A 21,199-nucleotide genomic window follows, 5' to 3' on the forward strand; every position below is an offset into this window, starting at 1 on the left:
CCGTTACCCTTCAATCATGCGCAGCACGCGCGAATAAACAGCCAATGCAGCTCCGAAAATGATAAGCACGAGCATTGACAGTGTCGCAGCCAGCGGCCAGTTCAATGTCACGATTGCCTGATCGTAGATTTCCGTCGCCAGCAAGAACACCCGTCCGCCGCCCATCAGCTTCGGTGTGATGAAGGAGGAGATGGAGAGAACAAAGCAAAGAAGGCAGCCAAGGGCGATACCCGGTAGTGTCAGAGGCAAAATAACGCGCCAGAAGGTCCTGAAAGGTGTCGCGCCGAGCGTTCGGGCCGCCTCCTCTACCTTGGGGTCGAGCCGGCCGAATCCAGCCATCAACGACAAGATCATATAGGGCATCAATATCTCGGTCAGTCCAATGACGACGCCGGTGGTGTTGAACATCATACGCGGCGGCTGAAAGCCCATTGACGCAATCACATTGGCAACCGGGCCCTGTTCGGCAAGCAGCGCAATCCAGCCATAGGTGCGCACGACGGCTGAGGTCAGGAGCGGTGAAATGACGAGCACCGTCAAGAATGTCCGCCATGCACCGGACGCGCGATGAAGATATAGCGCTATCGGATAGCTCACCAACAGGGTTGCGAGGGTAATCCCTAAACTGACCATGATCGAATTCAGGATCAGTTCGATATAAAAACTGTCCTGAAGCAGCCCGGTCCAGTTGGCGGCCGTGAAAGCCTCTGCAATACCGCCGCCAGGCAAGGCTTCGTTGAAGGACATTCGTGCCAGATTGAAAACCGGAAGAATAAATCCGATGGCGTTGACCAGGGCGATTGGCAACAGCAGGGCAACAGCGATACCGGCAGTGCTGGAGGGTTTCTGTGCGCCGACAGGCATATCGAAGGTTGCCGTCGTCATTGATCCGCTCCGAAGACGAGCGTGTCCTCCACGCTCCAGGAGAGGACGGCTTTGTCCCCGTGGCGATGGCTGGACTGGGATTTTTTGGTCGACTCTTCGACGATGAATTCGGAACCGTCGACATCAAAATGATACTGTATGACGTCGCCGATAAAGGTAATACGCGAGAGCACAGCGGCCGTTCGGTTTGCCGTTTCATCTTGTTCCGTTGACGTTGCGTTCCAATCGATATGAATTCGGTGCGGGCGCACCATCACCACAACGTCGTCCTGCCCGGCCGGTGTGGCCGACCGGATCATCGATGAACCAATTCGTATGCAGCCGTCTGCCGTGCGCTTGCCCTTGACCCGGTTCGTGCGACCGACAAAGGAAGCGACAAAAGGTGTCGCCGGCCGCTCGTAGATCTCATGCGGCGTGCCAACTTGTTCAATCAGTCCGCCTTTCATGACCACGATGCGATCACACATGCTCAACGCTTCGACCTGATCATGTGTCACAAAAACCGTCGTAATGCCCAGCTGCTGCTGTATGTCCCGGATCTGGGTCCGCATTTCATCGCGCAGTTTTGCATCGAGATTTGAGAGCGGTTCATCGAGCAGAAGTATCGACGGTTCAATGACGAGAGCGCGAGCCAACGCCACGCGCTGCTGCTGGCCGCCGGAAAGTTCCCGTGGTTTTCGCTCGGCAAGATGTTCAAGCTGGACCATGGAGAGCGCCTTGGCCACCTTATTGGCAATATCGGCACGCGACAGGCCGCGCATTTCCAGACCGAACGCGACATTCTTCGCTACGGTCATATGCGGAAACAGCGCATAACTTTGAAAGACCAGGCCCATGTCCCTGCCATGCGGCGCGATATGAGTTACATCGCGTCCCCCGACAGCAATCTTTCCAGCCGAAGGAGCGATCAGTCCGGCAATCATGCGAAGAGTGGTGGTCTTGCCGCATCCAGAAGGACCCAGCAGGGCAATGAGTTCGCCCTTCCGGACCTCGAGATTCAGATTTGAGATGACTTCGACAAGACCGTATTTCTTATTGATACCTTCCAGGCTGAGGTGTGGGTTGCCAATCGTTTCAACGCCATCGCGTTTGATGGTCTGATGCATCATGGTAGCCTCCAAATTTTTACGGCTTGAACTCTAGCGGCTGAGCGGAATGATGCGACGACGCCATTGCTCGGTGATGCCATCGCGCACTTTCGCCACTGCCAGCCAATCGATATCGATCATCTTATCCATATCGTCTGCGGCGGTGCGCTTCAAAGCATCTTGTGCAATGACAGTTTTGGAATTTGTGGGAGCATAGAACATTTCGCTGGTGAATGCCGCTTGGGCTTCAGGGCTGAGCGCGTAGTCGATGAATTTCTTCGCAGCTTCGCCCGCCGGGGCGTTCTTCACGAGATTGATCGTATTGATCTGGAACCCGCTCCCCTCTTCCGGCAGGGCAACGCCCAGTTTTCCACCAGAGGTCCCGGAGTAAATCTGAGCGCGCGCATTCCAGCCGATACCCAAAGCGGCCTGTCCGTTGGCGATTGGAGCGTAAACATCTGGCTTCGGATCCCAGGTCTGCACGCCCGGAGCGAGTTCACCAATCTTTGCGATGCCTGCCGAAACGTCGGTCTTGTAATCTCCGCCGCCGGCAAGCTTGTTCGAAATGATCGTAAATGTTGTTCCTTGAATATCCGGGGCAGCCTGTATGATCACCTTTCCTTCATACTGCTTGTCCCAAAGGGCGTTCCAGGACGTCGGCGCTGTCTTCACCTGGTCAGTGTTGTAGATGATCACCAGATTGTCGAAGGTAACGCCGACGCCTGCAACACCTTCGGCGTGAGCGTTCGGGTAAAGATCCTTGACGTTTGCAGACACACTTTCATCGACCTTGTCGAACAGGCCCTCATCCGTGCCCGCCTTCGCCACACTCACATCAAGGATTGCCACATCTATTTGCGGGCTGCTCTTCTGCGCACGCAGGGTTCCGAGCATCTGCGCCGAGTTCGGCATGCTATAGAACTGCACGGTGATATCGGGATATTTTTTCATGAACGGCTCGATGACGGCCTTCGTATAGTGTTCTTGAAATATACCGCTATAGGCCGTCAGCGTTACAGTCTCCGCCGAAGCGCTGCTGACCGCAGCGATTGTGAGTGCTGAAACAGCAATTGAAAGTCTTGCAAACATCATCTCGTTCCCTGTTTTTATGAGTTGACTGTTATCGATCAGGCGACCTGGCGCTTCTGGCCCTCCACGATTTTCGTAGCTCCCGAAATGTCGGGAAGAAATTCGCCTTTACGCAAGCGTTCGAGCAACAGGATTTCGTTTTCCTGCATGCCGAGCGCTTTCTCCGCGGCAGCCCGTGCCTGGGATGGTGCCAGGACTACGACACCACTTTCATCGGCGATGATTGCATCGCCAGGTTTGATAACTTGACCACCGACCGTAACCGGGACGTTAATCGCCCCTTCCAGGCCCAGAATTTTGGTCGTTATCGGTGACGGTCCACGGCACCACATGGGCATTTCCACCTTGCGGATTTCGGAGAAATCCGTGGCCGGGCCATCGATTACCGCGCCGACAACGCCGGCCAGCTTCATGGCATGTGTCACAACGCCGCCCCAGCAGGCATGGCGATTGTCGCCGCACCGTTCGATCGCGACGAAATCGCCAGGACGGACAATCTTGGTCAGGTAATGCAGGATAGTCGAATCCGCATGCGGAATCCGGATGGTGACAGCCGTTCCGGCTACACGTTTTTCCGGCAGAACGGCGCGAATCTCCCGATCGACGAATCCCGAATGCAGGAAGTGTCCAATCGTGGCTGTCTCGACCCGTTCCATGAGCTTGATCAAATCAGCATCGATCTGACGTGGCATTTCATTGACTTCAAACATGGTCTGACCTCTCAAAGGACGTGGTGGCGAGCAACTGGGACATCGCCGCGCACTTTGCTGATGTAGCCGAGGTCCAGTTTGGAGCTGGTGGTTCCGACACCATCTGAGCATTGCGCCACGATATGGCCCCATGGATCGATGACCATGGAATGACCCCAGCACCATTTGCGTCCCTCGGCGTGGGAAAGCGTCTGCCCAACAGCAAGGAAATAGGTCTGCGTTTCGATGGCACGGGCACGGGCAAGCACTTCCCAATGATCCTTGCCGGTCATCAGGGTGAAGGCAGCGGGAAGGACGATGACTTCGGCGCCCTCGTCACGCAGTTTGCGGAACAGTTCGGGGAAGCGGACGTCATAGCAAATGGCACAACCGACCTTTGTGTCACCAACTTGGTAAGTTACAACGTCCTCGCCGCGACTGATCGTATCTGACTCGCGGTAGACCGTGCCGCCTGGCGTATCCACATCGAACAGGTGAATCTTGCGGTATTTCGCCAGTTCCTTACCGTCAGGGCCAAAGACAATCGTCGTGTTGTAATATTTGTTGCCATCCTGTTCGACGATGCTGCCAGCGTGAATTGTGACGCTATGTTTTGCCGCCAGTCCTGACATCAGCCGGTAGCCGTCGCCATCCGGAAACGTCTCGCCATTGGCGTAGATGTTGTCCCGGCCTTCACCAAGGAAAGCATAGTATTCGGGTAATACGATGAGGTCTGGTGCATCATTCTCAACGGTTTCGTTGATCAGACGTGCCGCCGTGTCCAGATTTGCGGCCTTGCTGTCTTGCGAGTTCATTTGTACTAGACTGACTTTCACGCTCATACCTCCATTTTCGGTGAAGGGATCGTGCGAAAAATATCGTGGTGAGACAAACTCGAAATAATTGAGCAATCCTATAGATTTTTCTTATGCATACGTGGCCCGCTGTCGCGTTCCGTCAGAATGCTCTTACGCGTCCGCCATGCAGAGCGATACTTCAGCTGCCATCTGGGCAATGATGGACGGAAGAAGACTGTCCGGGTGATCGGCATAGACCGCATGAAATGTCAGAGGATGAAACGCTGGCGTAACGTCAAGAATCTCCAGTGCACCTGCATCGACATATTCGCCGAGAATGACGCGCGGCAAAGGCGCAACGCCAAGGCCATCTTTGGCAAGGCGCATAATGGTGGCAAGCGAATTCGAGTTCGAGATCGCCGGTGCTTCAAGCCCCGCTTCACGAAATTGCTGCAACAGCCCATGATGGGGAACACTGCCTTTTGAGAAGGCCAGCAAGGGGTAGCTCGCAAGGTCGGCGAGTGTGAGTTTCTTGCCTACCAAGCCGTATTTGGGGCTCGCGACCCAGACGCAACGATAGGTTCCGAGATCGATATTGACCAATCCGTGATCAAGCGCCGGTCCCATGATCAACGCCAGGTCAATTTTTCGTTCAATGATTTCCCGCGCCATATTGAGGCTGGTGTCGACGTTGAGATCGATGGCAATCCCCGGATAGCGCTCTTGGACACGCTCTACGAGGTGTGGCAGAAACGAGTGGACGATGGAGTCGATCGTGCCGATGCTGACTGAACCTTTCAGGCTGGTGGGATCGGCAATCGCCTCGCGAAATTCTCCGACAGCTTTCACAATTTCTTCGGCTTTGGACACCGCCTGCTGGCCAACAGGTGTCAGTTTTACAGTGCGCATGTCGCGATCAAACAGCTGAACGCCAAGTTCGCGTTCGAGTGTGGCAATGCGGTTGGAGATCGAAGCCTGAGTTGTATTCAATTTCTCCGCAGCGGCACTAAAACTGCCGAGGCGGACGATCCAGAGGAATGTTTCGACGAAGCGCAGGTTCATGGTGTTCGACTCTTTCTGCGGCCATCTTCACGCAAACGAAGCGTGATGCCAATGGCGAACTATGTCGAACTTGCACGATGCAGAGAGCGAGGCCGTTCCTGGTGGATCACGTGCTGCCTGCTATAGACCGCAGCTCCAAACGGGGCGCGTCAGGCGCGCCCCAGAGTTTGCTCGACCTGTACCTTTAGCCTTGGATCGATCTTAAGAGCACGCGCGAGCCCGTCGAGGTAATTTTTCTCAGCGGGTGTATCGACCGCTATCGCCAGAACTGAAGCCATGTAAATCTGAAGCGCTACCTCCGGCGAAGTCGCGGCGTTCAGGATCTCTCGAAGATCCACAGGCGTCGTCAGCTGTTCCGCCAAGCCGCGGCGATCAGCGGAACTGATACCGAGCTGATCAAGGCGCCCGGCCAAGTTGCGCTGTTCATCTTCGTCGATGACGCCATCGGCTTGTGTCGCGGCCACCATTGCCTTGACGAACACACCGGAGAGGGCATCGGCACCCCCTGGCGCCTGCGCTGGATGAAAACCATTGTCGGCCGGCGGCGCCACTGCAGCCGTATCTATTCCGGACGACTTTGCTCCCGACTGTCCTGCTTGCTGATATCGCTTGAACACCTGGTAGGCGAGTACGCCGATCACCGCCATGCCGCCATAGCGGGCGAGATCGTTCGTTCCTGCCTTTTGTGGCATTTGGGCCTGCGGCTGGGGCGATCTCGTTGGAGCGCTGCCACTGCTCGCGCCGTTGCCGGCCGCTGCACCCCCTAGGAGACTGCCCAGAATGTCGCTAAGCCCACCGTTGCCAGCAGGAACCGATCGTCCCACGGTTGCCCCGCCCCCACCCGCTGCTGGGCTCCCGCCCAACAGGCTTCCCAAAATATCGCTAAGATTGCCCGACCCGCTCGGCGCCGGCTGGCTAGGCGTATTCGTTCCTTGGCCCGCGCGGAGTCCACCTCCCTGCAGGGCGGCTTGAAGCATCTGCTCTAGCACTGATTGGTTGCTGGCCATTGAAACGTCCTCCCGCTAATGTTGATCTGGCCGTTCAAGCCGTAAGCTTAAGCGCTTTCGAAATCTCGCCCAGAGTGGCTTTTTCCGCGTCGCTCACCCGCACGCCGCCAAAACCCATGAAACCACCTTCGCTGGCTGCATTCGCCACGCGTTCACTGATGCTATAAAGCCAAGCCTTGAATCCGGCAGCGTCATCTGGAGCTTTCGCGTCAACGAGCGCGACGGTTTGGCTGAGCGTTTCCAGGATAGCGCCCTTCATCTCGGCAGCCTGCTTGCCCGCAAGCTTGTTTTTGATCAGTCCGCGCGCCGCTGTGCGTCCCTCGGACGTCTCGAAGTCGGATACCACCGACTTGATCAAGGTGTTTGAATTCGGATCGGTCTTGGCCGCGACCAGTGCACTGCCACTGGCCAGCCCTTCTTGGGTCATGCCGATGAGGCCGCTTGGATCGGCCAGCGTAACGGCCATCCCCGCCATCATGACGCTGCCAAGCACTTCGCTCCATTCCTCTGCGGTGAAATCTGTCTTGGTCGCCATGGGAATTTTCCCTTTTCTGTCAGTAAGGCCTTTATAGCCCAGCCAAGCACCTGTGAGACATCATTACGCCATGCGAGGTGGGAATCAACGCAAAGTTCGCCTTGGCCCAAGGTTGCATCGGTGCGGGACATTATACTTCCCACGCGTCAGGTGCATGACAGGATTGGCCCGCATCGGTGCATTCTGCCGTCACTCTTGTTTTCGGTTTTATAACGTATTATATAACTTGTTATACAATTTGTCGCGAGGAAACATCTTGGTTGAAGATATCGTCAAATCGTTGGGGTTCCTCTGCCTCGGCAGCCGCTTCCGCCGTATCGGCGAACGCCTTCAGGCTGATACGCAGCGCATCATCGAAGAGTTCGGCGTCCCCATTCAGTCCGCCCAATATCCCTTTCTTGCGGCGATCGACCGCGCCGGCCCGCTGACCACAGGGCAGCTTGCCCAAGCTGTCGGTATCACACAACCGGGTGCCACCCGCATCATCTCGCAGCTTCAGGAATTGGGATATGTCGACATGCAGACTTCAGTCGAGGATCAGCGTCGAAAGCTGGTGTCGCTGACGCCGAAGGGCCGGGAACTCGTTGATTTTTCGAAACGACTGGTCTGGCCGCGCATAGAACGGGCAGTAAGCGAACTTTGTGATGATCTTCCTGGCCCGATCCTGGAACAACTGACAGCAATCGAGAGTCGGCTTGCAGATGCGCCACTTGCCAATCGCGGCAAATTCGACAAGGAGCAGAAATCATGAGCCACGTTCTCGACCGCCCAGCTTGGAACGCCCTTCGAACCGCCCATTCGGCATTGGCCCAAGGCAGTGAGCGTGCCCGCCGATATCCACCCTCCATCGTCCCCTTCGCCGCCGCAGCCGACAATACGGCCGAAAGCTTGGAGGCCTTGGAGAATTTGCTCACTGCCCATGAGGTCATGGCGCTTGTCGAATCCGAAGCCATCACAGTTCCAAAAGGCCTGACGGTTGTCTCCGAAGCCAAGCTCGTGCAGATGATCGCCGAACAAGCCTTTGAGCGGATCCGCGACAGCAGGATCGAACTGCTGACCGAAGCCGATTCAGCCGAGATGCTCGCCTTGGCCACGCTCACCAAACCCGGCCCCTTCACACTTCACGCCCAAAGCCTCGGCAACTTCTGGGGCGTCAAGATCGATGGCAGCCTTGTCGCCATGGCTGGTCAGCGGATGCGTCAGCCCGGCTTTGCCGAACTCAGCGGCCTCTGTGTCCGTCCCGATTTTCAGGGTCGCGGTCTCGGCACGATGCTCTTTCGTTTCGTCGCTGGCGAGATTTCGGCAAGGAATGAGCTTGCCTACCTCCATGTGTATGCCACAAACACGCCCGCCATTTCGCTTTACAAGGCGATGGGTTTTCGCGTGCGCTCCGAGATGAACTTCGCCATCATCAAACGTCCTGATCAAGCGTGACGATGAATGCCCTCCATTTCCCGACGCACAACTGAAATTCGCCATTGAAGCGGCGGGCCGCATCGGTTAGAAACGCTTCGCGCATATAGGGTCAACGCCTTATCAGCACCCGTAGCTCAGCTGGATAGAGTGCTGCCCTCCGAAGGCAGAGGTCACAGGTTCGAATCCTGTCGGGTGCGCCAAAATACATAATGATTTCCAATAGATATGCTTACGTAATCGCCAATCAAAAAAACGCGACCCTTATAGGTAAGCAGGAAAATCAGACTGATTTGGTCCACTTCATAAATTGCGAATAATTCTGCCGGGCAGCCGCTGACTCCTGAGCAATACGTTTCATGGATGGCTGGTTTTAAATATACTTCTGACGAAGAATGCCGTTCGGTCCCTTAAGAAAGTAGCGCGCCCATGTCCCGGCTAAAACTTTTACAGATAGCTTTGTTTGCCTTCGGTGTCGTGTTCTGTCTGGTCTATCCGCTTGCTATTATCTGGCCGTCGGGTTGGACCTGGCATGATGGACCGCCCAGCGCTTCGCACTATTTCATGATGATCGTGGGTATATACGCAACGCTTGGAATATTTCTGATCCGCGCGTCGCGCGATCCCATATCGCATCGGTCGCTAATCGAGTTCACGATCTGGTCGAGTGTCGTGCACGCGCTGATCATGGCGGTCCAGTCCTACAGCCCGGGCGCGCATATGGGCCATATGCTGGGCGACGTGCCGGCCTTGCTATTCGTGGCAGCGGTGCTCGCCTGGTTGACGTATTCTCACGCTGCAACGAACGACGGCTAGAGGCCGGAACGTCGGTATAGCACTCCGTCTACATCTGACCGCGACTTGCGGAGTCTGACGTCACTGCGCCAATCCCGGTTGAACAGTCGACGCTCGCTGAGTACCCCTGCCGACCTTCTCCAATGCAAGATCAGGGCAGTTCTGATCCAGAATCTCTCTAACCAATAAGGATGAAGGGACACTTGTCTCTATCGCATGTACTATGTTCGGCTTCAGATGGGGGTCCAATGCCGTACTCGCGTGCTGCCGCCGTAGCGGCGCTCAGTATGATGCTTTTAAGCCCGCTGCCGACGATGGCGGCGGAGCCTGTCGGTGAGGCTGTCCTTATCAAAACGGAAGTAACTGGTGGAGGCGGCCCCATTGCGGTGGATACGCCGGTCCACCGGGACGAAAAAATCAAGACCTCTCAGTCCGGCCTTGGCCAATTCCTTTTTCGTGACGGTACCAAGCTGGCGGTGGGTTGGGGCTCGTCGGTGACGATTGACAAGTTTGTGTATGATGACACGGACTCTGTCAAGAAATTGACTATCAAGGCTGCCAAGGGGACGTTTCGCTGGGTCAGCGGGAATTCGAAATCGTCGGCTTATCAAATTTTGACCCCTGCCGGAACGATCGGCGTGCGCGGAACCGCATTCGACTTCTATGTGGGCCCAGACGGAACAACAGCGGTCGTCCTCTTGAACGGTTCGGCGCGATTTTGCGGCGCGGGCGGCTGCAAAGAACTGAAGCGCCGTTGCGATTGTGTCGTTGCCAAGCCCAATGGTCAAGTTACCGACACCCGCCGCGTCGATCGGAACATATTCAAGACGTTGGGCAGTACGAAGGCACTGCCCTTCCTGTCGGGCAATCAAAAGCTCTCGGGAGGATTGGGAATAACTGGTACAGGTTGCGGCCTTTCGATGGCCGCAGCGGAGCCTGCGGATAATGGCTCGCTTCCTCCAGCCAGAGCACCCGGTCCCGTCCCGCAAAGTCCGCGAGTTCCTGATCCTCCTGCTCCTCAGAGTCTTCGGGCCTCTGATCCGCCTGCTGCAGCCCCCAATCCGCCTGCTGCGGCCCCCGATTCGCCCGCACCGCCGGCCACGCCAAGGACGCCTGATGCGCCATCCAAGCCGGACAAACCAGACAAACCGGATCGGCCGCACAAGCATGACAAGCATCATCATCACGACAGGCACCATGATAAAGACCGTCATCACCACGACAGGCATGATGATGATCGGCGCGGTAAGGATCGTCACGATCACGATGGAGGCCGCAATAACCGGGACGGCAATGGATCAAGCTGGAACAACAACTAACCGGATCTGATACAAATGCCGGGGGACCGGTCCTTCGCTGCCGGCTGATCGATGAAGTGATCGGAGCGGCGCGATATACGGCGATAGAATTCCGGCAGACCACTTGTGAGTTCCACTGCCTGCAATTTTACAATCCGCAAGAATTTACGACTGCTTGAAGACCGCAACCGCAAAGCTTCGATGAGTTGGGCGTGGATAGCCTGCAGTTGCACGAATTCGGCAGTACGGCCGATCTTATCATCACCGACCACCGCGAAAAGCCTGGTCCGCATACTTTTCCCTTTCAAGGCGAGGGCGCCTGCTTCAAGCAAAGCATAGCCCGGCAGCATTTCGGCGGTGCTGTCTGAAACAAGAATGTCGAAGCTGACCTCCTTGCACGAGGATTCGATGCGCGCAGCAATGTTGACTGCATCGCCGATGGCGGAATAATTGAAGCGTGTCTCCGCACCCATGTTTCCGACGCATGCAAGTCCCGTATGGATACCAATACCTATTCCGACCTTCTGTTCGTCTCCAAAGCCAAACGCATTATCCTGATTGAGGCGTGCGAGTGTCTCACGCATGGCCAATGCGGCATGGACCGCTTTGTTGGCATGGTTGACTACGTCCACAGGGGCGTTCCAGAAGGCCATTATCGAGTCGCCGATAAACTTGTCGAGAGTCCCTTCGTTGGCAATGACATGACGGCTAAGCGCATCGAGAAGCGTATTAAGGAACAATACGACTTCTGCTGGGGTCAGGCGCTCGCTGATTTCGGTAAAGTTGCGGACGTCGACAAACATAACCGTCAGTTCCCGGTCGTCTCCTCCAAGGCGCAACGCATTCCGCGTGTGCTCGATGCGATATAGCAGCGAAGGCGAAAGATAGTGACCAAATGCGCGTCTGACCGCCCGGCGTTCGCGGTCGATCACCAGAAAGCGAAACGACGTCGCTGCAAAATGCGTTATCGATCCGCTGACGATGGGCGCCAGCGGATCAAATAAAAGGCCCGCGTAAAAAAAGGCGAGCCACGACGCGACAAGCGCCATGACCGTGATCAGCAGCCCGCAAACCAGGGCGACGGCCGGACTAACGAAAGTCGTCAATATCACCAGCAGACTTCCCATCGCTGCGATTGACAGGATTTCGAGCCCATTTGCCCAATCCGGACGCGAGAGAAATCGTCCCGACAATATCTGCTCGACGGTTTGCGCGTGTAGCGAAACGCCAGGCACGTTCTGTCCAAGGGCAGTGGTACGGATGTCCTGAAGCCCGGCAGCGGATGTCCCGATAAATACGATACTGCCGTCGATCGCGTTCTTTATCTCGGGAGCGGCGCCTCCAGGCGCCAACACCTGCCTGGCTGAAATATATCTCTCGGCGGTATCGGGGGTGATATAGAGCCATAGTTCACCCTCGGCAGTCACCGGAACTACGAATTCACCGATTTTGACCATGGTTATGGTGTTCGGCACGTTCGTTGCGCCGGCCAGCACATAGGTGGAAGCGCCTTGGGCTACACGTAGCGCCTCAAGTGCAAGGTTGGGATAGAGCTGCTCGCCATCGCTCAGGAAAAGCGGAACCGCGCGAACGACCGCTGATGGGTCACCGGGATTGAGGCTGATGTGACCAATACCGGCGGCATTCGCTTCAAATTCCGGCCGCAACGGCGTCGCGGCCTTGATGCGTGGAGGCGCGCCGGCGGGATTTTCACCTGTAAAGGCAAAGCCGGCCTTCACCTGTGGGCGATAACTCCCTTCATTAGACAAACCAAAGCCCAGGACGACAGGTTTCCCGGCAATCGCTTGAGCAAAAATTTCATCATTATCTGGCAGTTGACCAAGAAGCGTGGGATCAATTCCGGCAACGTCTCGTACGACTGTACGCGGCGATAGACGGTCCGGCTCGGCGAAAAGAACATCAAACGCGATTGCAGATGCCCCCATTTCAGTGAGCCTGTCGACCAGGGTGGCAAGCCGGTCCCGCGGCCATGGCCACTGACCGAACTCCCGCAGCGATGCTTCATCTATATCCACGACCTTGACGGGCAGGTTCTCGAACGTGCGTGGCGCGATGCGCTGATATTCGTCGAATGTGAGGTCGCGGGCCTGCTTCAACAGCGGCGGGTCACTTGCCCGCAGGATCGTGAGCGCCGCTACGATCGCTAAGCCGATAAGTACGCCAACTTGCTGCGCGCGCGTCATGGATGCCGTATCAGACCCCTTCTACCGAAAGCCTGACGACAAGGAGTTCTCACCCGGAGGAGTAAGTCCGGTCTGATGGCCTGCCGCCGCGCCAAGGAATGGCATGCTGCATTTTTCTTGGCTTCTATGCAATCGGGACATTATTGCGATCAAACTGCAAAGAGTGGCGCACCCGAATGTGATTTGACGAAGGGGTTGCCGAGAGTCACGCTTCTTCCTGCCCTCCCCTGGGTACAGAGGTTCGGCGCTTGACCCCAGTCAAAAAGGTCTTTCGTCGGGCCTCGCCCCCAGCCAGCCATGAACCCGAAAACGACGTCGCACGGTTGGTGTCGTACATACAACCAAACAGAAATCACAGGCTGTGAATTCACCAAATGTTTCTTGTCGAAACATCTTGCGCGCGCTGGTGCGGCAAGGGTATGATAGCCGATGAAAACCACTTCCGCTAAAATTTTACCTGCAATTGGCTCGGGCGATCGTCCTTGGCTCAAGATTCTTTCCAGCTACCGTAAACCGCACAGAGGACGCAGCGCCTTCGAACTCGCTGTTACTGTCATTCCGTTCGCTTTTTTCTGGGCATTGACCTGGGCCGCCGTGCACTATGGATACTGGTGGGGTCTGGTATTGATTGTTCCCGCAGCTGGCTTCCTGCTTCGGCTATTCATGATCCAGCACGATTGCGGCCATGGCTCTTTTTTTGCGCATCGTCATACGGATGACTGGACCGGCCGAGTGATCGGCGTTCTGACGCTGACCCCTTATGATTACTGGCGTCGTACGCACGCTTTGCATCACGCTTCGGCCGGCAATCTTGACGAGCGCGGCGACGGTGACATTACTACGCTGACCGTTGCGGAATATCGCGCCCTGTCGCGTTGGGGCCGGCTTGGGTATAGGCTGTATCGCCATCCAGCCGTGATGTTTGGCATCGGGCCCATCTGGCTTTTCATCTTCAAGCAGCGACTACCCTTCGGCATGATGCGTTCCGGCTTGGAGCCGTGGGTTTCGACGATGGCAACAAATCTCGGAATAGCGGTTCTGGCGATATTTCTTATGTGGCTAGTTGGCGTCGGCCCATTTCTCCTGATCCATCTGCCGATCGTCACTCTGGCAGGCGCTGCCGGTATCTGGCTGTTCTACGTGCAACATCAGTTCGAGGAAACGCATTGGTCGTCCGGTCCCGAGTGGCAATTTGCAGAGGCCGCGCTGCATGGTTCTTCGCATTACGTGCTGCCGGGCGTGCTGCGCTGGATGACCGGCAATATCGGCATTCATCACGTGCATCATTTGTCCTCAAGGGTTCCCTGTTACCGGCTTCCGGAAGTGCTGAAAGACTATCCGGAGCTCGGCGATGTCGGCCGCATCACCATCATGGAAAGTCTTCGCTGCGTTGACCTCGTCCTTTGGGACGAAAATCGTCGCAAGCTTATCTCGTTTCGCGAGGCCAAAAAGCTGGCTTGAACCAGGAGAAAGCTCGGAACCATCTTCCAGGCGGGCCGTTGACTCCCTGGAAAGTGTGATGACCGTGTCAACCGGACGCGATGGTAAGGCGGACAGGAACGTTTTTCCGGTTTCCAATCCTGGCCAACGAAATGGCAGACGAGCGCCTGTCCCATCCGGTCCACGCTCCTCTCAAAGCTTGGAGCTACTAACGAAAGTCCGTTGCGGTCAGAACGTACATGGTTTTGCGTCCGTGGGAATAGGCCTTTATTGCCGCGCCCTGGATCGACGCACGCGCCGCGTCGAATGCCGCGAGATAATCGTCTTCGGCTGATTCCGGCGTCGGTGATACTTTGGCAAAAACGTCAATATCAACAAAGAACGGTACCTGGAAAAGTCCGTCGTAGCCGATGAAGCGCACGCGCTGGCCCGCCGCATCGTAACTGCGACTGCGATTAGGAAAACTTAATGCCATCATCGATACCGATCACTACTATTTCTAATATTATTCTGACTAGTCGCCCGCTTATATTGCGATTAAATTTGACTTATGGGGCCTTTTTCTAGAATATCATTCTACCATAAATACTGATTGTGCGGCCATTTATTTAAAACATTTAATTTTTTATTTGATGCCCATGACAACACAATTAAAGCCCAAACTGTAATACTCGGTCCGAATCGAATTTGACCAGTGGGCTCCTTGAGAAGGTCGAATAGTTCGACCCTTCACGGACGCAGAGTTTTAATGCGACAGAATGAATATCTATCCACCGTCTCCCGCCGGAGACTGCGGGACCAAAGCAAATCATCTACCAGGAGAATTTCGATGAACATGCATCGACGCTACAAGACGCCCGATATACCAAGCCACCGCTTTGCGGTCGGCCAAAAAGTCCGTATGAAGGGCTGGGGCGGCAACAAGGTGAAATCGACGGCTACGTTCGAGATTATGGCAACCTTACCCGCGGCGGGTGGTGCCTTGCAATACCGCGTCCGCGATAACGATGAGAAACACGAACGAATTGCGACCGAGGATAATCTCGAAGCTGCTGACATGTGGAGTACCAAGGAGCGCAGCAGTTTCGATCGGAAAGAAGAATCTTGACGGCTGGTCCCGATGCTGAAATTCTCGTTGTTGAAACGGTGGGCCGATGATTATCAAAGAGATGACACAGCAGGAAATCCGGGAATTGCTCGAAAGAGCGACGATCGGCAGGTTGGCGTGTGCAAAGGACGATCGACCTTACATCGTGCCGCTGACTTTCGCCTATCATGCCGTGTTTCTCTATTCATTCACGACCGCCGGGCAGAAAGTCGATTTCATGCGCGCAAATCCGCATGTCTGCGTGGAATTCGATGAGATATCCGCGACGAACAATTGGCAGAGTGTCATTGTGACGGGCAAGTTCGAGGAACTTACGAAGGAACCCGATCATATCGACGGCAGAAACACGGCCCATGCGCTTTTGAACAAGAGCGCCGAATGGTGGCAGCCTGCTTATGTGAAGACCGTCATTCGAGACCATGAACGGGCCCTGGAGCCGGTTTACTTCCGTATTTCGATACTGGAAACCACCGGGCACAAGGCTGTCAAAAGCGAATAGGTCTGTGTAACCAGCAATACAGTTTATTCAGTCAGGCAATAGACAGTTGCTGCTTGTTTGGCGACCCTGCCAGCCGCATGACAACCAGACCCATGAGCGGGAATATACCGCCGATCCAGCCGAGATATTCGAGGCCGATATTGGCAATGACCAGCCCGCCGATCATCGAACCAAGTGCGACGCCGAGATAAAGCGCCGAGTAGTTGAGCGACAAAGCCAATGGCGCGCTTTCCGGTGCAATGGCGAGAACCCGACTCGCCTGCGCTGGCGGGAACATCCAGGCGATGACACCCCAGATCACCATGATTGCGATGAGAGCCGGACCGGCAATATTGTCAGGCAATTGCATGATCCAGCTCACGGCCATCAGCACGATGGCGTTGAGCACCGATGCTGCAATGACAGTTTTCGTCGCTCCGAAACGATCCGAAAGCTGTCCTCCCAGGATATTTCCAAGAGCAGCACCGATCCCGAACGTCAGCAATACGACTGGCATCATTGAATGGCTGAGTCCGACGCCTTCGACGGCGATAGCCGCTACATACGTGTAAACCGCGAATGCGCCGGTCATATAAAGCAGCATCGTCAAGAGCGCCGGCGCTAACCCGGGATGACGAATGACACCAAGGCGTTGCGCCAGGCTCAATCGATCTGCATAGAGCCCGCGCGGCACAAGGAACCAGACGATCAGGGTAGCCAACGCTCCTATCGAAGCGATGAAGAAATAGGTGCCGCGCCACCCTGCTAGGTCGCTGATGAAGGCGCCAAGCGGTGCGCCAAAGGCAACTGCCAGCGTCGTGCCACCGACAATTGCGGCGATGGCGCGGGCGCGGTGATGCGGTTCGGAAATGGCGACTGCCGTTGCCTGAGCTGTAGCTGCGTAAAGACCCGCCTTCACAGCAATCAATACACGTGCTGCCATAAGGAGGAGGTATGTCGGTGAAACGGCGGCAAGAATTGCTCCCGCCACAAATATGAGAGCGCTGCCTGTGAGAACGTTGCGCCTCTCGAATGCACCTGTGAGTGCAGCAGCGATCGGGGCGCCGATTGCATAAGCCAAGGCATAGGTCACGACAAGGTAGCCGGCCTGCACCAAGGTAACGCCCGTGTCCCCGGCGATCTGCGGCAGGAGGCTGGCGACAACGAAACCCTCAATGCCGATTGCAAATGTACCAAGCGCCAATCCGACGAGACGAATATCCATGGGAGCACCTTAATGTTCAATGATCCTTGAACTAATGAACCCACTCTCTCCGGGTGTCAAGAATAAAGTTCAACAAATATTGAACATTGAAATCTCTCCTGACAATTGCTATTAAAACTCCCATGACTGATTATCTCCCGCATCCGCCCGTCGAGGACATCGCGCTGCCTGCCGTCTTGACCGCACTTGGCGATGAAACGCGCCTTGCGATCATCGCCATTCTCGCCAGCAACGGCGAACGGGCAATGACTTGCGGCCAGTTTCTGCAGTTCGGCTCAAAGACAGCAATCAGCTATCACGTAGCGAAGTTACGTGAGGCCGGTATCATCCATGTTCGCCCCGAAGGTACCAAACGGCTACTGACACTTCGGCGCGGCGATCTGGAAAGCCGATTTCCTGGTTTCCTCGATACGGTGATCGCCTCTACTGCAGCAACACTGCCGTACGACAGCCTTGGCATGCCGGAAGCGGCTCAATTTGCGGGAGAATAGAAATGGACATCAAGCCATCCGGATCGGTCCCGACGCGCCGCGCTTCATCCGACTGGTTCTCCGGCACCGTCTGGGTAGAGCCGATTATCGATGCAGGCGCACCAGCACGACTGCAAGCAGCTGTCGTACGCTTTGAGCCTGGTGCGCGAACCGCATGGCACACGCATCCTCTCGGCCAGACACTGCACGTAACATCCGGATCGGGTTTAGCGCAGGTCTGGGGTGGGCCGATACAAAAGATCAAGGTCGGCGATACGATATGGATTCCGCCTGGCGAAAAACACTGGCACGGCGCTGGTCCCGAAAATTTCATGGTCCATATCGCAATGCAGGAAGCCTTGGACGGTAAAACCGTCGAATGGATGGAAAAGGTCTCCGATACGCAATATTCCGGCCATGATTAATCTGGTAGTATGATATTCGCAGTGCATGTGAAAGGAACCATCATGGCGTTCGAAGACATCAAGGCCCGGATCGCCCTTCTGGTCGAAGAGATGGTGAGACGACCGACAGATGCTCATGAGATTCACGAGACACTGCGCGAGCACCTCAACGAACTGAAGGCCATGGGCATGCCACTACCCGATGACCTTGTTGCGCTTGAAAAGCGCTTGGAAACTGACTTCGACTCTTGAGCATCGCACTATAGAAAATGTTTGGGATTGTCTCTGCGCAGATCGCTCAAATCGTCGCGGTCTGTTCTCTCTCCTCTTGTGGCCCGGCCATCGTGTATACCGATGTCCCTGAGCATATGATCGGAAAAATCCTCGGTATCGATGCGAACAAGTTCGCTCTCATCCTTTTCCTGCTTCCATGGATTTGCGATCCGGCTCCACCACGAAGCGTGGCCCGATATGTGCGATAGAGATGCTGATACAGGGTTCATAGCCTCAACTCCAAGTTGTTGGCAGCAACATCCGCCTAGATAAGTTGACTTGAAGATGCGCCCTTCTGCGCTTGTTTTCCAACAAAACGCCGAGTAGCATGCATAAGGACAGCTTATGTGAGACTATTGATGAATCTGCCTCCCCTCGCCGCCATTCGCGTCTTCGAAGCTGCCGCGCGGCACGGCAGTTTTACCAATGCCGCGGAAGAACTCGGGATGACGCAGGCGGCAGTGAGTTATCAGATCAAGCTTCTGGAGGAGCGGATAGGCGCGTCACTTTTCCTGCGGCGGCCACGCCAGGTGATCCTGACGGAGGTCGGAGCGCGGCTTTCACCGGCAATCAGCGAGGCGTTTGACATGATGCGCGCGGCAATTGCCGCCACTCGTGAAAACGCCGATGGTATTCTTACGATCACGACCATTCCGACATTTGCGGCAAACTGGCTCGTTCCCCGTCTCGGTTCGTTCCAGTTGGCACACCCATCCCTTGCGGTGCGGTTGCAGGCAACGCGCGAGGTGATCGACTTCGCCCGCCAGGACGCCGACATCGGCATACGCTCTGGCGGGGGGCATTGGCCGGGCATGGTCGCTCACAAGATTTTTGGAGCCGATTTCGCGCCCATGCTCAGCCCCGTCCTTGCCGCAACGATTGGCGGGGTAAACACCCCGATGGATTTTCTCCGGTTGCCAATTGTCGACCCAAGCGATCCATGGTGGAAGATATGGTTTGCTGCGGTCGGAGTGACGGATCCTGACCTACGCGGTAATCCACGCGGCCGCTTTGGGGATCAGCATCTTGAAGGAAAGGCAGTCATTGCAGGCCAAGGAGTTGGCATTCTCACTCCGGCCTTTTTCGAAACGGAACTCAAATCAGGCCTACTGATTCAGCCGTTCGATATTGTCGGCAATGACGATCATTTCTATTGGCTGGTCTATCCGGAAGCGCGGCGAAATACGCCGAAGATCCGGGCATTTCGCGACTGGTTGTTGGAACAGTTGGCGGATCAATAAAAACCGGGCGGAACAAAATATCCCGCCCGCTGAAATGCTTAAAAAACGGCGAGATAGCGCAACAACGAAATTATTCCGATCACGACGACGATGACCCGCACGATCTGTTTTGCACGGGCATCCAGAGGCAGCATCTGGACAAGGTAAAGAACAAGAAAGATCACCAGAACGGTGATCAAAAGACTGATCAATATGGACATTTCAAACTTCCTGTTTTCGGGATCAAAGCGAAAGTAGCGTGATACAACTCACAGTTGGGTGATTTGGTTCCCCTGAAGAGAAGTTGAAACCTTGCATTTCCTTCAACCTTTCATTGTCTGCTTGGATATCTGCTGCTAGGTTTCAGCGCACTCCCGCCCCACCAGGATATCTCCGATGCGCTCATTGTTTCACCTTGCCTATCACGTCACTGATCTCGATGATGCAAGGCAATTTTACGGGGGCGTGCTTGGCTGCCAGGAAGGCCGCAGTACCGAGACCTGGGTGGATTTTGACTTCTTCGGCCACCAGATTTCACTGCATCTCGGCAAACCTTTCGAAACAACAAATACCGGCAAGGTCGGCGACCACATGGTGCCAATGCCGCATCTCGGGGTTGTCCTACCGCTGGATGACTGGAATGCACTGGCCGAGAGGCTGAAACAGGCGGACGTCGATTTTGTCATGCCGCCGCTCGTGCGATTCAAGGGCGAGCCCGGCGAGCAGTGGACGATGTTCTTCCGCGACCCCTCAGGCAATCCGATCGAGGTCAAGGGTTTTGCCGATTTCGCCAGCGTCTACGCGAAATAACGCCCGTTCATCGTGGAAGTACAGCAGTCCAACCTGAAAGCAGCGTTCTGGATGACCGGTTCGCTTACCGCCATCCTGCTCATGGCCATTTCCGGCCGCGAGGCATCGAGGGAGCTCAACGTTTTCCAGATCATGGAAATGCGCTCGGTCATCGGACTTGCGATGCTCTATCCCTTGATACGCTCGTCGGGTGGTTTCAGGGCTATGAAGACCGCGCGTATCTGGCAACACCTCGGACGAAACACAGCGCATTATGCCGGGCAGTTTGCCTGGTTGCAGGCCCTGTCGATGATCCCGCTTGCACAGGTCATCGCCATCGAATTCACGACGCCGGCCTGGACAGCGGTAATGGCTGTGGCCTTTCTCGGCGAGCGATTGAACATCTGGCGGATCCTGACGATTGCCCTTGGTATCATCGGCGTCATTATCATCGTCCGGCCTGGCATAGGCACGGTGGAGGTGGGTCAGCTCATCGTGCTCGGCGCCGCCCTCACCTTTGGCATATCGTTCACGATGGTCAAATCTTTGACCCGAACGGACAGCGTTGTGAAGATCATTTTCTGGATGCTGATCATCCAGTCGGCGATGGGCCTTCTGCCCGCCGTCTACGTCTGGCACTGGCCCTCATTTCATATCATGCCTTGGGTGGTGATCATTGCTTTCACCGGCACGTTTTCGCATTTTTGCATGGCGAAGGCCTTGCAGTACGCCGATGCGACCGTAGTCATTCCCATGGACTTCCTGCGCGTGCCGCTGACGGCCGTGCTTGGCTGGCTGATCTATTCCGAACGGATCGATGTTTTCACCGCGCTTGGTGCGGCGCTTATCCTTTCGGGCAATCTTCTTAACCTCAAAAATCGTACCCCTGCGCCAATAGGGGCGTAATTTTTGGGCAAATTCTTTCTTGTT

At 55.7% G+C, this 21,199-nt stretch carries 26 protein-coding genes and 1 tRNA gene; 14 read left to right on the forward strand and 13 right to left on the reverse strand.

The genetic code is table 11. From position 1 onward, the window contains the following. Window positions 1-3 precede the first annotated feature (3 nt). The 8 genes from FHS21_RS03850 to FHS21_RS03885 form a co-directional block, all read right to left on the reverse strand. Window positions 4-885 (reverse strand): ABC transporter permease, encoded by an 882-nt coding sequence (locus tag FHS21_RS03850; RefSeq protein WP_162701834.1) that lies wholly within the window; start codon window positions 883-885, stop codon window positions 4-6. Next, entirely contained in the window at window positions 882-1,994 is a 1,113-nt protein-coding gene (locus FHS21_RS03855; protein WP_112526676.1) for an ABC transporter ATP-binding protein, read from the reverse strand. Before FHS21_RS03855 ends, FHS21_RS03850 begins: the two co-directional genes overlap by 4 nt. Window positions 1,995-2,024: 30 nt before the next feature. Continuing rightward, entirely contained in the window at window positions 2,025-3,065 is a 1,041-nt protein-coding gene (locus FHS21_RS03860; RefSeq protein WP_112526677.1) for an ABC transporter substrate-binding protein, read from the reverse strand. 35 nt (window positions 3,066-3,100) lie between these two features. Beyond that, window positions 3,101-3,772: an RraA family protein gene (locus tag FHS21_RS03865; RefSeq protein ID WP_112526679.1), complete on the reverse strand. Its 672-nt coding sequence runs from the start codon at window positions 3,770-3,772 to the stop codon at window positions 3,101-3,103. An 11-nt stretch (window positions 3,773-3,783) separates the two neighbouring features. After that, window positions 3,784-4,587: a carbon-nitrogen hydrolase family protein gene (locus FHS21_RS03870; protein WP_112526852.1), complete on the reverse strand. Its 804-nt coding sequence runs from the start codon at window positions 4,585-4,587 to the stop codon at window positions 3,784-3,786. Between the two features lie 132 nt (window positions 4,588-4,719). Beyond that, complete coding sequence (locus FHS21_RS03875) at window positions 4,720-5,610, reverse strand: LysR family transcriptional regulator (RefSeq protein WP_112526681.1); 891 nt, start codon at window positions 5,608-5,610, stop codon at window positions 4,720-4,722. 149 nt (window positions 5,611-5,759) lie between these two features. Beyond that, entirely contained in the window at window positions 5,760-6,302 is a 543-nt protein-coding gene (locus FHS21_RS03880; RefSeq protein ID WP_162701836.1) for a tellurite resistance TerB family protein, read from the reverse strand. A 349-nt stretch (window positions 6,303-6,651) separates the two neighbouring features. After that, a complete protein-coding gene (locus FHS21_RS03885; protein WP_112526685.1) occupies window positions 6,652-7,152 on the reverse strand; it encodes a hypothetical protein in 501 nt (166 codons plus the stop codon). Between the two features lie 256 nt (window positions 7,153-7,408). Here FHS21_RS03885 and FHS21_RS03890 point away from each other — a divergent pair, with 256 nt between their 5' ends. The 5 genes from FHS21_RS03890 (at window position 7,409) to FHS21_RS03910 (ending at window position 10,679) form a co-directional block, all read left to right on the forward strand. Further along, window positions 7,409-7,903: a MarR family winged helix-turn-helix transcriptional regulator gene (locus FHS21_RS03890; RefSeq protein ID WP_112526687.1), complete on the forward strand. Its 495-nt coding sequence runs from the start codon at window positions 7,409-7,411 to the stop codon at window positions 7,901-7,903. Then, window positions 7,900-8,586, forward strand: a complete 687-nt coding sequence (locus FHS21_RS03895) for a GNAT family N-acetyltransferase (protein ID WP_112526689.1) — start codon at window positions 7,900-7,902, stop codon at window positions 8,584-8,586. Before FHS21_RS03890 ends, FHS21_RS03895 begins: the two co-directional genes overlap by 4 nt. Before the next feature lie 105 nt (window positions 8,587-8,691). Continuing rightward, window positions 8,692-8,768, forward strand: a tRNA-Arg gene (locus FHS21_RS03900). A gap of 226 nt (window positions 8,769-8,994) precedes the next feature. Beyond that, entirely contained in the window at window positions 8,995-9,381 is a 387-nt protein-coding gene (locus FHS21_RS03905; protein ID WP_112526763.1) for a DUF6632 domain-containing protein, read from the forward strand. A gap of 227 nt (window positions 9,382-9,608) precedes the next feature. Further along, window positions 9,609-10,679, forward strand: coding sequence for a FecR family protein (locus tag FHS21_RS03910; RefSeq protein ID WP_112526765.1), 1,071 nt, complete (start codon window positions 9,609-9,611; stop codon window positions 10,677-10,679). On the opposite strand, the gene FHS21_RS03915 is transcribed toward FHS21_RS03910, so the two are convergent. Then, window positions 10,676-12,862: a CHASE2 domain-containing protein gene (locus tag FHS21_RS03915; RefSeq protein WP_112526767.1), complete on the reverse strand. Its 2,187-nt coding sequence runs from the start codon at window positions 12,860-12,862 to the stop codon at window positions 10,676-10,678. The two genes, FHS21_RS03910 and FHS21_RS03915, sit on opposite strands and share 4 nt — an antisense overlap. 429 nt (window positions 12,863-13,291) lie before the next feature. On the opposite strand from FHS21_RS03915, the gene FHS21_RS03920 reads away from it, so the two are divergent. Continuing rightward, window positions 13,292-14,323, forward strand: coding sequence for a fatty acid desaturase (locus FHS21_RS03920; protein ID WP_112526769.1), 1,032 nt, complete (start codon window positions 13,292-13,294; stop codon window positions 14,321-14,323). A gap of 187 nt (window positions 14,324-14,510) precedes the next feature. Here the strand turns inward: FHS21_RS03920 and FHS21_RS03925 are convergent, their stop codons facing one another. Continuing rightward, entirely contained in the window at window positions 14,511-14,777 is a 267-nt protein-coding gene (locus tag FHS21_RS03925; protein ID WP_112526854.1) for a DUF1488 family protein, read from the reverse strand. A 354-nt stretch (window positions 14,778-15,131) separates the two neighbouring features. On the opposite strand from FHS21_RS03925, the gene FHS21_RS03930 reads away from it, so the two are divergent. Both FHS21_RS03930 and FHS21_RS03935 read left to right on the forward strand, forming a co-directional pair. Continuing rightward, window positions 15,132-15,410 carry a hypothetical protein gene (locus FHS21_RS03930; RefSeq protein WP_112526771.1) on the forward strand — a complete coding sequence of 93 codons (279 nt, stop codon included), beginning with the start codon at window positions 15,132-15,134 and terminating at the stop codon, window positions 15,408-15,410. Window positions 15,411-15,456: 46 nt separating this feature from the next. Beyond that, window positions 15,457-15,909 (forward strand): pyridoxamine 5'-phosphate oxidase family protein, encoded by a 453-nt coding sequence (locus FHS21_RS03935; protein ID WP_112526773.1) that lies wholly within the window; start codon window positions 15,457-15,459, stop codon window positions 15,907-15,909. A 31-nt stretch (window positions 15,910-15,940) separates the two neighbouring features. On the opposite strand, the gene FHS21_RS03940 is transcribed toward FHS21_RS03935, so the two are convergent. Continuing rightward, window positions 15,941-17,113 carry an MFS transporter gene (locus tag FHS21_RS03940; RefSeq protein ID WP_112526775.1) on the reverse strand — a complete coding sequence of 391 codons (1,173 nt, stop codon included), beginning with the start codon at window positions 17,111-17,113 and terminating at the stop codon, window positions 15,941-15,943. 122 nt (window positions 17,114-17,235) lie between these two features. Between FHS21_RS03940 and FHS21_RS03945 the strand changes: the two genes are divergently transcribed. From FHS21_RS03945 to FHS21_RS03955, 3 genes are read left to right on the forward strand one after another with little or no spacing between them, the layout of a single operon-like run. Continuing rightward, window positions 17,236-17,604 (forward strand): ArsR/SmtB family transcription factor, encoded by a 369-nt coding sequence (locus FHS21_RS03945; protein ID WP_183661003.1) that lies wholly within the window; start codon window positions 17,236-17,238, stop codon window positions 17,602-17,604. A 2-nt stretch (window positions 17,605-17,606) separates the two neighbouring features. Further along, window positions 17,607-18,008 carry a (R)-mandelonitrile lyase gene (locus FHS21_RS03950; RefSeq protein WP_112526779.1) on the forward strand — a complete coding sequence of 134 codons (402 nt, stop codon included), beginning with the start codon at window positions 17,607-17,609 and terminating at the stop codon, window positions 18,006-18,008. Between the two features lie 42 nt (window positions 18,009-18,050). Then, complete coding sequence (locus FHS21_RS03955) at window positions 18,051-18,239, forward strand: hypothetical protein (RefSeq protein ID WP_112526856.1); 189 nt, start codon at window positions 18,051-18,053, stop codon at window positions 18,237-18,239. A gap of 8 nt (window positions 18,240-18,247) precedes the next feature. Here FHS21_RS03955 and FHS21_RS03960 read toward each other — a convergent pair whose 3' ends face one another. Continuing rightward, the gene (locus tag FHS21_RS03960; RefSeq protein WP_158482214.1) at window positions 18,248-18,490 is read right to left on the reverse strand and encodes a hypothetical protein; all 243 of its coding nucleotides are present in this window, start codon (window positions 18,488-18,490) and stop codon (window positions 18,248-18,250) included. 129 nt (window positions 18,491-18,619) lie between these two features. Between FHS21_RS03960 and FHS21_RS03965 the strand changes: the two genes are divergently transcribed. Then, entirely contained in the window at window positions 18,620-19,501 is an 882-nt protein-coding gene (locus FHS21_RS03965; RefSeq protein WP_112551074.1) for a LysR substrate-binding domain-containing protein, read from the forward strand. A gap of 38 nt (window positions 19,502-19,539) precedes the next feature. On the opposite strand, the gene FHS21_RS03970 is transcribed toward FHS21_RS03965, so the two are convergent. Further along, on the reverse strand, window positions 19,540-19,701 hold the full coding sequence (locus tag FHS21_RS03970) for a Thivi_2564 family membrane protein (protein ID WP_112526786.1): 162 nt from the start codon (window positions 19,699-19,701) through the stop codon (window positions 19,540-19,542). A 175-nt stretch (window positions 19,702-19,876) separates the two neighbouring features. Between FHS21_RS03970 and FHS21_RS03975 the strand changes: the two genes are divergently transcribed. Further along, window positions 19,877-20,290: a VOC family protein gene (locus tag FHS21_RS03975; RefSeq protein WP_112526788.1), complete on the forward strand. Its 414-nt coding sequence runs from the start codon at window positions 19,877-19,879 to the stop codon at window positions 20,288-20,290. Between the two features lie 51 nt (window positions 20,291-20,341). After that, window positions 20,342-21,175: a DMT family transporter gene (locus tag FHS21_RS03980; protein ID WP_183661005.1), complete on the forward strand. Its 834-nt coding sequence runs from the start codon at window positions 20,342-20,344 to the stop codon at window positions 21,173-21,175. Window positions 21,176-21,199: the final 24 nt, after the last annotated feature.

Origin of the sequence: Phyllobacterium trifolii, assembly GCF_014192095.1 — a bacterium.
GTDB classification, from domain to species: domain Bacteria; phylum Pseudomonadota; class Alphaproteobacteria; order Rhizobiales; family Rhizobiaceae; genus Phyllobacterium; species Phyllobacterium trifolii.